General features: G+C 64.1%; 9 protein-coding genes. 6 read left to right on the forward strand and 3 right to left on the reverse strand.

What is annotated here, in order from left to right:
* Window positions 1-68: 68 nt before the first annotated feature.
* A complete protein-coding gene (locus tag R9X41_RS01800; RefSeq protein WP_318633194.1) occupies window positions 69-1472 on the forward strand; it encodes an amidase in 1404 nt (467 codons plus the stop codon).
* On the opposite strand, the gene R9X41_RS01805 is transcribed toward R9X41_RS01800, so the two are convergent.
* Window positions 1460-2362 (reverse strand): LysR family transcriptional regulator, encoded by a 903-nt coding sequence (locus tag R9X41_RS01805; RefSeq protein ID WP_318633195.1) that lies wholly within the window; start codon window positions 2360-2362, stop codon window positions 1460-1462. The genes R9X41_RS01800 and R9X41_RS01805 overlap by 13 nt on opposite strands.
* A 38-nt stretch (window positions 2363-2400) precedes the next feature.
* Here R9X41_RS01805 and R9X41_RS01810 point away from each other — a divergent pair, with 38 nt between their 5' ends.
* Entirely contained in the window at window positions 2401-3069 is a 669-nt protein-coding gene (locus R9X41_RS01810; RefSeq protein WP_318633196.1) for an RraA family protein, read from the forward strand.
* A gap of 53 nt (window positions 3070-3122) precedes the next feature.
* On the forward strand, window positions 3123-4085 hold the full coding sequence (locus tag R9X41_RS01815) for a Bug family tripartite tricarboxylate transporter substrate binding protein (protein ID WP_318633197.1): 963 nt from the start codon (window positions 3123-3125) through the stop codon (window positions 4083-4085).
* Window positions 4086-4088: 3 nt separating this feature from the next.
* Here R9X41_RS01815 and R9X41_RS01820 read toward each other — a convergent pair whose 3' ends face one another.
* Complete coding sequence (locus R9X41_RS01820; protein ID WP_318633198.1) at window positions 4089-5006, reverse strand: response regulator; 918 nt, start codon at window positions 5004-5006, stop codon at window positions 4089-4091.
* Window positions 4993-8424: an ATP-binding protein gene (locus R9X41_RS01825; protein WP_318633199.1), complete on the reverse strand. Its 3432-nt coding sequence runs from the start codon at window positions 8422-8424 to the stop codon at window positions 4993-4995. The genes R9X41_RS01820 and R9X41_RS01825 overlap by 14 nt, the downstream gene beginning before the upstream one ends.
* Window positions 8425-9018: 594 nt before the next feature.
* On the opposite strand from R9X41_RS01825, the gene R9X41_RS01830 reads away from it, so the two are divergent.
* The 3 genes from R9X41_RS01830 (at window position 9019) to urtA (ending at window position 13265) form a co-directional block, all read left to right on the forward strand.
* Window positions 9019-9435: a GNAT family N-acetyltransferase gene (locus tag R9X41_RS01830; RefSeq protein WP_318633200.1), complete on the forward strand. Its 417-nt coding sequence runs from the start codon at window positions 9019-9021 to the stop codon at window positions 9433-9435.
* Window positions 9401-10864, forward strand: coding sequence for a DUF4135 domain-containing protein (locus R9X41_RS01835; protein ID WP_318633201.1), 1464 nt, complete (start codon window positions 9401-9403; stop codon window positions 10862-10864). Before R9X41_RS01830 ends, R9X41_RS01835 begins: the two co-directional genes overlap by 35 nt.
* Window positions 10865-11999: 1135 nt before the next feature.
* Complete coding sequence (gene urtA, locus R9X41_RS01840) at window positions 12000-13265, forward strand: urea ABC transporter substrate-binding protein (protein ID WP_318633202.1); 1266 nt, start codon at window positions 12000-12002, stop codon at window positions 13263-13265.
* Window positions 13266-13305: the final 40 nt, after the last annotated feature.

Below are 13305 nucleotides of genomic sequence, written 5' to 3' on the forward strand. Positions count from 1 at the left end.
ATTGATCGGCGCCCGGCACGCGTCGTGCCTGAGAGGAGGAGCAACCACCCAGACAGAAGCCCCTTCCCATGCAATACCCATCGGCCCTGGACATCGCCCAGGCTCTGCGCGACGGCACCGTCACCGCCGAAGACCTCGTCGCCCGCTACCTCGAACAGATCCGCGAGCACGACAAGTTCCTGCACAGCTTCGTCGAGGTCTACTTTTCCAAGGCCCTGGCGCGCGCCCATGCGATCGACGTCTCGGCCGAGCCCCGGCAGGCCTATGCCGGCATCCCGATCGCCTGGAAGGATCTGATCGACATCGAGGGCGAGGTGACCACCTCCGGCTCGGCCTCGCGCCAGGACCGCGTGGCCGGACGCACCGCCACCATCGTGACCCGGCTCGAGGCCTGCGGTCTGGTGAGCCTCGGCAAGACCCACGCGGTGGAATTCGCGCTCGGCGGCTGGGGTACCAACCCGCCGCTGGGCACCCCGCGCAACCCCTGGGATTCGCAGGTGCACCGTGTGCCAGGCGGCTCGAGCAACGGCTCGGCCGTGGCCGTGGCCGCCGGCCTGGTGCCCTGGGCCATCGGCACCGATACCGGCGGCTCGATCCGCATGCCCGCGGGCTTCTGCGGCATCGTGGGCTTCAAGCCGACGGTCGGCCGCATCAGCACCGCCGGTGTGGTGGCGCTCAGCCGCACCATGGACACCATCGGCCCGCTCACCCGCACCGTGGCCGACGCGGCGCTGCTCTACAGCCTGATGCAGGGCGCCGATCCGCTGGATGCGACGACCCTCGGCCGGGCGCCGTCGGACGTGCTCTCCGGCCTCGACGCCGGGGTCGCCGGCCTGCGCCTGGCGCGCATCCCGGCCAGCGAATGCGAGGGCGTGGACGCCGCGGTGATGGCCGCCTACGAACAGAGCCTGGTGGTGCTGGCGGGCCTGGGCGCCGTCATCGTCGACGTGGCCCTGCCCGATGCCTTCGCCAGCTACGTGGCGCACAACGCGCTCATCGTGTCGACCGAAGCCTTCCATGAATTCGGCGCCGAGGCGCTTGACGCCGACGTGCCGGTCGACCCGGTGGTGCGCAGCCGCATCATGGCCGGCTCGGAGGTCAGCTCCAGCCGCTACCTGGCGGCGCTGGCGCAGCGCGAACAGCACGGCCGCCGCTTCCTGCAGGCCATGGCCGATGCCGGCGCGCAGGGCCTGCTGCTGCCCACCACGGCCTGCACCGCGATCGCCATCGACGCGATCGATCCGGACAACCAGCCCAGCCGTTTCACCCGCGTGGCCAACTACCTGGGCCTGTGCGCGCTGTCGCTGCCCAACGGCTTCGACGGCCACGGCCTGCCGACCTCGTTCCAGGTCGTCGGCCTGCCCTATGACGAAGCCACCGTGCTGCGCATCGGCCAGGCGCTGGAGCGCGCCACGCCGTGGCACACGCACCGGCCCGCGCTGCGTCCGGCCGAAGCCGTTCAGAGCGTGTAGTACGTGGCTTCTCGAAGAATGCCCGAGACGATGTTGCTCAGCGCCTCGACCGTGTACGCGTCGAACTCGTCGGACCAGGACACGAAGCCGGGCACCGGCGGGATCGGGTGGCCCGCCTCCAGCCGCCGCATCGCGCCATGAGCCACGTGTCGCCGCGTCAGCGCGTCCGGCAGGATGGCGATGGCATGCCCTTCGAGCACCAGGTCCTGCATCACGGCCAGCGAGTTGCACAGGCTCAGGTCGGCCAGGGAGAAGCCGCTCTGGCGAAACCAGTCGTGCACCAGCGCGTACAGCGTGGTGCCCGGCTGGTGCGTCACGATCGGGAACTGCGCCAGCTCGGCCGCGCTGGCATCGGCGGCCAGCGGACTTCGCGCGCCGGCCACCCAGTGGAAGGGAATGCCGCCCATGTGCTTCTTGAAGACGCTCGGCGACTCGCCGCCGCCGGCGTGGATCGCCAGGTCGAGCTCGCGTTTTTCCACCTTGGCGTAGAGCAGGGAGCCGACCTCCACCGTGATCTCCACCCGCAGGTCCGGGTGCAGCCGCTTGATCTCTCGCAGGATCGCGGTGAGCCCGACCGACGCGGCCGTCTCGTCCACCCCCAGGCGCAGCAGGCCCGAGAGCTGCGGCGCGCCCTTGGCCAGCCGCTCGAGGTCCTGGCCGGCGGCCAGCGCCTTCTCGGCGAACACCAGCATCTTGCGGCCCGCGGCCGTCAGCTCCAGCCGGCTGTGCACCCGGGTGAAGACCTGGCTGCCCAGCAGCCCCTCGAACTCGCGGATGCGGGTGGAGACGGCCGGCTGCGTGATGTTGAGGTGATTGGCCGCCGCATGCACCGTGCCCAGCCGGGCCGTCCAGAACACCGCTTCGAGTTGCCTGAATGTGACTTTGAGCATGACCCCACCCCCGTTGAACCTACCTGAAGACCGAGTCCATGTTCACTTTGAATCCACTGCCGCCCGCCATTCCCGCTGACGAACTGGCCCTGCTGCGCCAGGCCGAGCCGGCGGTGATCGGCCATTTCCGCTACGCCGGTTTCATGTCCAACGAGATCCGCGCGCACTTCCCGGATGTGCGCATCTCCGGCACCGCCATCACCGCGCGGGTGCCGGCCATGGACGGATCGATTGTCCACTACGCCATCGGCCAGGCCCGTGCCGGCGACGTGCTGGTGCTCGACCGCTGCGGCGACACCGCCATCGCCGCCATCGGCGGTGCGCTGGCCTACGCGGCCAAGTGCATCGGCCTGGCAGGGATCATCGTCGACGGTGTCGTCACCGACCTCGGCGAGCTGCGCCAGTACGGCGTGCCGGTGTGGTCCAAGGGCGCCACCGCGGTCACCGTCAAGAGCCTCGGCCTGGGCGGCGAATTCTGCGTGCCGGTCACCTGCGGCGGCGTGGCGGTGACGCCCGGCGACGCGATCCTGGCCGACGAGAACGGCGTGCTGGTGATCCCCCGCGCCGACATCGAGGCATCGGCCAGGCGCGCCATCCAGATGTCGCTGGACGAGAAGACCACGCTGGCCCGCCTGACCGCCGGCGAGAAGTACCCCGACATCATGGGGACCAGCGAAATCATCCGCAAAGCGATGGCCAAAGCCTGAGCCGCGCCGCGCTTTCTTCACGCATACCAACCACGAAAAAGTCAGGGAGCTATATGAACCTCTTCAAGCGCGCCACCATGGTCGCGATGCTGCTGGCCGCCACCGGCGCCGCCTTCGCACAGGCATTCCCCAACAAGCCGATCCGCATCATCGTGCCCTACCCGGCAGGCGGCAGCATCGACATGAGCGCCCGCATGATCGGTGAAGTCATGTCGCGCAAGCTCGGCCAGCCGGTGCTGGTCGACAACCGCCCCGGCGCCTCCGGCAACATCGGCATGGACTACGTCGCCAAGTCGCCCGCCGACGGCTACACCCTGCTCATGGCCTCGGCCAGCCTGACCGCCAACGGCCACCTGTTCACCAAGCTCACCTACGACCCGATCAAGGCCTTCGCGCCGGTCGTGAAGGTGGCCGACCAGCCCAACGTGCTCATCGTCAACCCCTCGCTCGGCGTGAAGAACGTGGCCGAACTGGTGGCCCTGGCCAAGCAGAAGCCGGGCGTGCTCACCTACGGCTCGGCAGGCCCCGGCAGCACCCAGCACATCTCGGCCATGATCTTCATGAACCAGACCGGCACCAGCATGCTGCACGTGCCCTACAAGGGCGGCGCACCGGCACTGGCCGACCTGGTCGGCGGCCAGATCAACATGATGTTCGAGACCTCGCCGACGGCCGTGCCCTTCGTCACCTCCGGCAAGCTGCTGGCCCTGGGCGTGACCACGCCCAAGCGCGTCGACACCCTGCCCGCCGTGCCCACCCTGGCCGAAGCCGGCGCGAAGAACTACGACTACTACGGCTGGATCGGCATGACCGCGCCGGCCGGCACGCCGACCGCCGTCATCGACAAGCTCAACGCCGTGGTGGCCGAGGCGGTGAAGGGCGAGCTGCGCGGCAAGTTCGCCGAGATCAGCCTGATGCCCGTGGGCGACTCCCCGACCGAGTTCGGCGCCTTCATGCAGAAGGACTACGCGGTCTACGGAAAGATCGTCAAGGAAGCGAACATCGTCCTGGACTGATGTTCAACTGAGCAGCCGTCCGGCCATGGCCGTGGCGGCGGAGCGCGTCTCCACGCCCAGCTTCTCGAAGATGTGCTCCAGGTGCTTGTTCACCGTGCGCGGGCTCATGCCCAGGATGTCGGCGATGTCGCGGTTGGTCTTGCCCTTGGCCAGCCACGACAACACCTCGGTCTCGCGCGGCGTCAGCGGCACGTCGGGCGGACGCGGCGGGAAGACCGTGTCGGCGCGTTCGGTGCGCAGCAGCAGCATCGCCTCCGAAAAACCGCTCTCGCCCATGTGGCGCGCGGCCAGCTGCCGGCCGCCGGGCAGGGCGCGCACCGCATCGGCATTGGGCGGCACCGACTGCAGCCAGGCGGCGCGTTCGTCGGCCGGCCGGCCGGCGAAGGTTTCGTCCAGCCAGCGCGCGGCCTGCGGCGACTGCCAGGCCACGCGGCGCTGGGCGTCGAGCACCACGGTGCCCATGCCGGCCACGTCGACCGCCTCGCGCGCCAGCCGCGCGGCCTGCGCGTTGCGTACGTGGGTGGCCAGCCGCGCCAGCACCTCGGGTATGCGCAAGGGCTTGACCACGTAGTCCACACCGCCGCTGGCGAAGCCTTTGAGGATCTGCTCGGTCTCCGACAGGCCGGTCATGAACAGCACCGGCACGTGCGACCAGGCCGGCATGCTCTTCAATTGCCGGCACAGCGCGAAGCCGTCGGTGCCGGGCATCACCGCGTCGAGCAGCACGCCGTCGGGCACGGTGATCTCGAAGCGCTGCAGCGCCTCGTCGGCATCGCGCGCCACCAGCACGGTGTAGCCCTCGCCGGCCAGCGCATCGCACAGCATGCGCAAGGTGTCGAGCGCGTCGTCCACCACCAGGATCACCCGGCGCGTGGCGGCGGCCTCGGCCGGTGGGGTTTCCAGCAGTTCAATCGGGTTCATGGTCCGTCTCGGGTTCGGGTTCTGATTCGCGCAGGTGTTGCGCCAGGGCCTGGAAGTCGAAGCGGTCGGCGCAGGCCTGCAGCAGGCGCAGCGCGTCGGCATGCTGCGGATACTGGGCGCGGGCCTGGCGCAGCCGCTCGCGCAGCACCGCGGCCTGACCCTGGCGCGCCAGCCGCGAAAAGTCCTCGCGCAACGCTTCGGGCAAGGCCGACATCGGCGCGGCTTCGTTCTCCGGCGGCAGTGGCGCCGGCGCGGGCATCGATTCGCGCAGCCATTCGAGCCCCAGCGCACGCTCCAGCGCCGACAGCAACTCCGACTCGATCACCGGCTTGCCGACGAAACCCTGGCACTGCAGCCTGGCCAGTTGGTCGGACTGCGGATCGAACAGATTGGCCGACACGAACACGATCGGCAGCCGCTCGGCCGGCAGCAGCTCGCGCAGGCGCGCGGCGGTCTGCCAGCCGTCGAGGTCGTCCATGGCCACGTCGAGCAGCACCAGATCGGGCGCATGGCGGCGCACGATCTCCAGGCATTCGCTGCCGCTGGCGGCTTCCTGCACATGAAAGCCCAGCGGCACCAGCAGACCGGCGAGCAACTGCCGCTGCAGCGGCTGGTCGTCCACCACCAGCAGGGTGCGGCGCGGCGCCAGGTAACCGACGATCGGCCGCAGCACGGCCGAGGGCGGCCGCTGGCCGGGCCCGTCGATCGCCACGCCCGGCAGGTACAGCCGCACGGTGAAGGTGCTGCCCCGGCCGGCTTCGCTGCGCACGGTGAGTTGGCCGCCCATGAGCTCGGTCAGCAGGTGGGTGATGGTCAGGCCCAGGCCGGTGCCGGCCTCGGCGGTGCGGCGGCCGGCGCTGCCGCGCTCGAAGGGCAGGAAGATGCGCTCCTGGTCCTGCGGCGCGATGCCGATGCCGGTGTCGATCACCTCGATGCGCGCCACGTGGTGATGGAAGTCGAGCCGCAGCGTCACCTCGCCCCGGTCGGTGAAGCGCACCGCGTTGGCCAGCAGGTTGATCAGGATCTGCCGCAGCCGCTTGGCGTCGGCCCGTATCCAGGCCGGCGCGTTGCCCTCGACCACCACCGAGAAACCGAGCGACTTGGCCTCGGCCTGCGGTCGCATCATGCGTTCGACGTTGTCCAGCAACTCGGCCAGCGGCACCGGCACCGGGTCCAGCCGCAGCCGGCCGGCCTCGATGCGGGCCAGGTCGAGCGAGCCGTCGATCAGCGCATGCATGTGCTGGCCGCTGTTCTGCATGGTGGCCAGCGTCTCGCGCAGCCAGCCGTCGACCTGCGGGTTCTTCAGCAGGATCTGCGAGTAGCCCAGGATGCTGTTGAGCGGTGAACGCAGCTCATGCGTCATGCCGGCCACGTAGCGGGTCTTGGCCTGGTTGGCGGCTTCGGCCACGTCCTTGGCCGACTGCAGCGCCGCGTCGGTGCGCCGGTGGGCGTCGATCTCGTGCAGCAGCAGCTGGGTCTGGCGCTCGGATTCGTCCTGCGCCATGCGCCGGCTGTCGCTGGCCAGCACCACCCACCAGGCGCAGACGGCGGCCATCAGCGCCATCAGCGAGAACACCTTGAGAAACGGCCATCGCAGAAACTGCGCCGGCGTCTCCAGGCTTTCCTGCACATACACCACGCCCACCAGGAAGGCCATCACCGCGGTGAGCGACAGCAGAATCATCAGGTACTGCCCGAGCCGGAAATTCACCCGCAGCGCCCAGCTGCGCGGCAGTGCCCAGGCGATTGCCAGGCGCAGCTGGTCGGCGGCGCGCGCGTCGGTCTTGCAGCGGTCGTGGCAGCGCGATTCGAGCGAGCAGCACAGCGAGCAGATCGCCGCCGCATAGGCCGGGCAACGGGCCATGTCCTCGGACTCGAACTGCTTCTCGCACACGGTGCAGCGCACCAGTTCGCCCGGCTGCCAGCCGGTGACCGGGTCGCGCGCCAGGTAGTAGCGGCCCCGCGTCGCCCAGGCCAGCGCCGGCGCGGTCGCCATCGACACCAGCAGCGCGATCAGCGGCGAAAAGGCGGCCGCCGCCTCGCCCAGCCAGCCCACGTGCGCGCAGCACGACACCACCGCGGCGAGCACCATCGCGCCCAGGCCGACGGGGTTGAAGTCGTACAGATGCGCGCGACGAAACTCGATGTGCGGCGGCGACAGCCCCAGCGGCTTGTTGATGACCAGGTCGGCCACCAGCGCGCCCACCCAGGCGATCGCCACGTTGCTGTAGAAGGCCAGCACTTTTTCCAGCGCACCGAACACGTCGAGCGTCATCAGCAGCGTGGCGATGCCCACGTTGAACACCAGCCACACCACCCGCCCCGGATGGCTGCGCGTGACCCGCGCGAAGAAGTTCGACCACGCCAGCGAGCCGGCATAGGCATTGGTGACGTTGATCTTGATCTGCGACACCAGCACGAACACCACGGTGAGCGCTACCGCCAGCCAGGGCAGGCCGACCGCCTGCGAGAAGCCGGCCAGGAACATCTGCGTGGGCTCGGCCGCGCGGTGCGTCTCCACCTGGAACTGCAACGCCGCGAACGCCAGGAAGGCGCCCGCGGCCATCTTGAGCATGCCCATCACCACCCAGCCGGGGCCGGCCACGATCAGCGCCGTCCACCAGCGCCAGCGGTTGGCGAGGGTGCGTTCGGGCAGAAAGCGCAGAAAGTCGACCTGCTCGCCGATCTGCACCACCAGCGAGAAGATCACCGCCGTGGCCGCGCCGAACATCAGCGCGTCGAAACCCGCGCTGCCGGTGCGCAGGCCCGACAGCCCGGCGAAGTCGCGGTAGAGCTGCGGCTGGCTGATGAAGATCCAGACGAAGGGCAGGAACAGCAGGAACAGCCACAGCGGCTGGGTCCAGGCCTGCATCCGCGAGATGAAGGTGATGCCACGGATCGCGATCGGCAGCACCACGATGGAGCAGGCGATATAGCACCACACCAGCGGCCAGTCGACCACCAGGCGCAGGGCCAGCGCCATGATGGCGGCCTCCAGCGCGAAGAAGATGAAGGTGAACACCGCGTAGATCAGCGAGGTGATCGTCGAGCCCAGGTAGCCGAAGCCGGCGCCGCGGGTGAGCAGGTCCATGTCGAGGCCGTAGCGGGCGGCGTAGTAGGCGATCGGCAGACCGGTGAGGAAGATCACCACGCCCACGAAGAGGATCGCCCACATGGCGTTGGCGAAGCCGTAGTTCAGGGCGATCGTGCCGCCTATCGCTTCCAGCGCGAGGAAGGAGAGGGAGCCGAAGGCGGTGTTGGCGACGCGGAATTCGCTCCAGCGGCGGAAACGCTTGGGGGTGTAGCGCAGGGCGTAGTCCTCCATGGTTTCGTCGGCGACCCAGGAGTTGTAGTCGCGGCGGAAGCGGAAGATGGTTTGAGTACCGGGGGAGGGTGCAGCGCGATCGGGAAAGGCCATGGTCGGCGTGCATGCAAGAAACGTGGTCGTTTTTTGATGCCCGCTATGCACGTCTCGCTCGTGCGAGCGACTAGATCGCGGCGTTAGTGCTTAGTCAAGCGATCTTTGCTCGATTAATGCCGTCGATTCGAAATTGCCGATAGTGGCATTCCAATGTTGTCTGGCGAAGAGCGATAAAACTGATTCTCAATGGCCTATTCTGCGAGTGCGTTAACAGCGCGACAGCCTCAATCCAAAGTCATCAAGGTAAACATGAAAAAACTTAAATCGTCGGCGATTTGTCTGGTCACGCTTGCTGCCGCATTCGTCGCAGCAGGGGCAGCTTCGGCAGAGGATTTTGATAAAAATAAATTGTTGATCAATCGGCCTGATCAGCCATTAAATTCACAAGATCTCACATACGTCCCAGTAGATTTCGTCGCGTTAAAGACCACGGAAAAGATGATCCTCGCAAGCATGTCTAGCACCAAGTGCTGCGCGTCTGGCACCTGCGATAGCGCAGGCTACGGGCCGGAGGTCTTATGCGATTTCATGCCCGGGGCATCTATATGCTGGTAGTTCAATAAACACGCGGGGCGTAAAGCCCCTTCATTCATGTCTTCATACTTGATTATTAATCGTCATAGTTCGATCGATCCTTATTTGGAGGACTTGGCAAATATATATTCTTCGAATGGATGGGGGTCTAGTTATCAACGGCCGTTGTTGAGGCGGATGTACAGCAATTGCGAATTTTTTTTAGCGCTGAATGGCGGGACGGCGGTTGGTCTCCTCAGGGCGTTCGGAGATGGGGTAACCGTTACACACCTTAGTGAAGTTCTTACCGAAAGATCATTTCATCGGAATGGTGTGGCCACCGCTTTGATGAATGTCTTCGTAAATGAATTCAAGCACACCGCAATTTACGCAGAAGCGCTGGATGAGTTGATTGTGCCAACATTAAAAAAATTCAATTTTCAGTCAAAGGCTAGACTTCATGCATATGCAAGAAAAGCAACTTTTGAACGCTGATATTGAACGCCTGCAAGCTTTTGAAGACGGTATTCGGGTGATGGGGCGGACCTTCGCCAGGGCGGCTTTCGCCGACAAAGCTCAACTCAATGAGATTTGTCAAGAAGATCTAGCCAATCAAGTTGCTGAACAGGGTGTCGAAAAAGCGCGCGAAATGTTTGGCCCAATGATGATGTGGGTTTATGCAGCAAAACTGGACACTAAAGCCGCCTCTAGAAAATTATCTGCTCATGGTTTCCTTCAAATCCAGGATTTGTGGCAATCATTTATGTTATCGCGATGCTCGGCTCTGCTTGCGCAAATTTTGGATGCCCAGAAATTGCTTGATCAAAAGATCAGATGTGTTGAGGTGCTTGCTGGGGATCCGCACAACGGCGCGTTTCAGCCAATCAAGTTCCAATTGAGGGGTCAGAAGTCGACTGACTTTTTGCACAAAGCTGTTGACCCGGCGCCAACTATTCTAGTAAGCGAGTTGGCCTCTTATCTTTCCGAGCGGCTGGGCATTCAAAATTTTGTCGACGGCGTCATTGCCCACTCACATGGTTCTTACGTTCGGGAATTTTTTCCTGTCAGTAAGCCTCGCTGCGCTGCAGAGATCGAGCATTATTTTTATGTATTCGGCGTCATCTCTAGCGTGGCTTCGTGGCTAGAAATTACAGATCTTCACTTTGAGAATATTATTTCAACAAATAAAGGTGCAAAAATTATAGACATCGAGTTTATTTTATCAAACTCCCAATATCAAAAAAGTCAATGGTCGCACAAAAATTCGGGCTTGTTTGAGCCTGGTACATCCCCCATTGGTCAAGTCAGTAATCACACGAACATCCTGCCGCGATATGCTTTGTCAGGGTCGGAAATTATGTACACCCACATAAGTCCTACGCATGCCAATCATCATATTATTAAGGGTGCAGACAATCAGCCGGTTTCTGCCGTGAAATACGTGAAATCTGTTTCGGCGGGCGCCGTGGCTGCTGACAAGATCCTCAAGAATTGCAATTTATGTGTATTTAAAACATCGGCGGAAATTTTGTCACGCAGTCATAAGATTCGATGTTGGATACGAGGCACGGCTTATTACAAAATTCTACAGATACAACTTTGGCTGCCTCCACATGAATTGGGCGAGCGAATTGAATGCGCTCGTCGAAAGCTGCTGAGTAAAAAGGGTATTAATCGCGAAATTTCCGAGGTGGTTAAACAAAGAATAGTAGACGCCGAATTGCATGACTTGTTGCGAGGGGACATTCCATACTTCTGGATTGATGGGCAGACCGGAGATTTGTGGCATTCGAGCGGCCTCATTCAAAAAAACTTTGGTTGTTCAACCGAAGCCGCCATAAAGAGCCGTTGGAAGAGATGGGCGTGTCGAAGCCCGGAAAGAAAAATGTCAGATATTCTCTTGCGGATGCACAACGGTAAATAGAAATGTATGAAAAACATATGTTCTGACGCGACTGCTATCTGGTGCCTAAGTCAGGGAGCAGTTGACTGAGGTAGCTGTCAACGCTGATGGCGGTTCTTGTTCCGCGACCAATCGGGCTCACAGCGAATATCTAACCTGCCGGGATACGCAAGTCACCAAAGAAGCGCTAAGAGCGAGTTCGAGGCTCGGTCGGGCTATTGCTTCGCTCGTTTTCGGGGAATGTGCCATCCATCGCTCTTTCGACAACAGTTTGGACAAGGGTTGATCGGGGGCCTCGGCCCCTGCTTGCAGGGTCAGGCTGAGAGGGTAGGGACAAGTGGCCGCACTGAGCGCGTTGAGGGGGGCGCGCTGCCTTGATCGCCATGACGCCGTGAATGCTGGTCCGGAGCGCTCTCGCATAGCGAATGGACATGCGACCTGATTGCCACGCGCGGCCGGACACTTCCCTGGCAGTGCTTTCGTCGCCGCACTTGCCGGTGCGACGACCGCTCCTTTGCGGCGCACCAGTGCCGTTTCGCTGCCCTGCTCCGTCGAGCGCAGCGCAGACCCCCCGCCGAGCGCAGTGATGGCCGTCCCAGGCCGAGCGAAGCAATGGCCTGTGTGGTGTTCGGGGTCCCCTGTGGTCGAGAGCGAGGAACGGAGGTTTTGCGGATAAGGGCTGGCGGCTGTCTGAGCGAAGCGAGTTCCGCCAGACCCCGCAAAACCGAGTACCGCAGCGTGTCCGAAGGACCTCGCCCACCGGGGTCGCCTTTCTTTGGTTACTTTCTTTGGCGAAGCAAAGAAAGTGACTCGCCCGCCGGGGCGAAATCCCGGCCTCTGCCCTCCGCAGGAGAAGCAGCCCACGCAGTGGCACAGCCCTCCGCAGGAGACACAGCCCACGCAGTGGCAAGCAGCGAGCAGAAGACAGCAGCCCACGCGGTGGCACACCGCCGAGCACGGTGCAAAGCCCACCCAGTGGCACTAATCGATCAACCCTCATTGTCGGCAAATGTCCGACATCCCCCCGCGCACAGCACCTACGTTAAACGACGTATGTGCCCCGTCAAGGGTTCTCCCTAATCTTCGCTGCAGCCCGGCTTTCGACGCTTTCGAAACCGCCGGTCCACCCCCTCAACCGCAGCAGGAACCCCTCTCCATGAAGTTCTCCTCCGACGCTCCCGAATCCGGCGCCCCCCAGGCCGACGCCAGCCGCCGCCGCCTGCTCCAGGCCCTCGGCGCCGCTTCCGTGGCGGGCATCCCGAGTTTCTCGCACGCCCAGGCCACCTCGGCGGTGAACACCACCAAGCTGGCGGTCACCGACTCCGAGGTCACCGTCGGCCAGCTGCATTCGGCCACCGGCACCATGGCGATCTCGGAGACCGGGTCGATCCAGGCCGAACAACTCGCCATCGACCAGATCAACGCCATGGGCGGCGTGCTCGGCCGCAAGATCAAGGTGATCAAGGAAGACGGCGCCTCCGACTGGCCGACCTTCGCCGAAAAGGCCAAGAAGCTGCTCATCAGCGACCACTGCGCGGCTGTGTTCGGCTGCTGGACCAGCGCCTCGCGCAAGGCGGTGCTGCCAGTCTTCGAGAAAGAAAACGGCCTGCTCTACTACCCCACCTTCTACGAGGGCCTGGAGCAGTCCAAGAACGTGATCTACACCGGCCAGGAAGCCACCCAGCAGATCCTCTACAGCCTCGACTGGGCGCAGAAGGAAAAGAAGGCCAAGAGCTTCTTTCTCATCGGCTCGGACTACATCTGGCCGCGCACCTCGATGAAGATCGCGCGCAAGCACATCGAGAACTTCCAGAAGGGCAAGGTCGTCGGCGAGGAGTACTACCCGCTGGGCAGCACCAACTTCGGCTCGCTGATGAACAAGATCAAGGTGCAGAAGCCCGACTGCCTGTTCGTGGCCGTGGTGGGCGGCTCCAACGTGGCCTTCTACAAGGCGTTGAAGGCCGCCGGCATCACCGGCGACAAGCAGCTGCTGGTGACCCTGGCGGTGACCGAGGACGAGATGACCGGCGTGGGCGGCGAGAACTTCAAGGGCTTCTACTCGTCCATGAAGTACTTCCAGTCGCTCGACAACGAGAACAACAAGAAGTTCGTCGAGGCCTTCAAGGCCAAGTACGGCCCCAACTCGGTGATCGGCGACGTGACCCAGGCCGGCTACCTCGGCCCCTGGCTGTGGAAGGCGGCGGTGGAAAAAGCCAAGAGCTTCGACGTCGACAAGGTGGTGGCCGCTTCGCCGGGCATCGAGCTCAAGACGGCGCCCGAAGGCTACGTGAAGCTCGACGCCAACCACCACCTGTGGAGCAAGTCGCGCATCGCCCAGGGGCAGGCGGATGCGACGTTCAAGGTGGTGTCCGAATCGCCGGACCTCATCAAGCCTGACCCGTTTCCCAAGGGGTACCAGTGACCACCCCCAGGCTTGCGCAGCGCTGCGCGCTGTAGCCACC

This window comes from Xylophilus sp. GOD-11R (assembly GCF_033546935.1).
GTDB lineage: Bacteria > Pseudomonadota > Gammaproteobacteria > Burkholderiales > Burkholderiaceae_C > Xylophilus.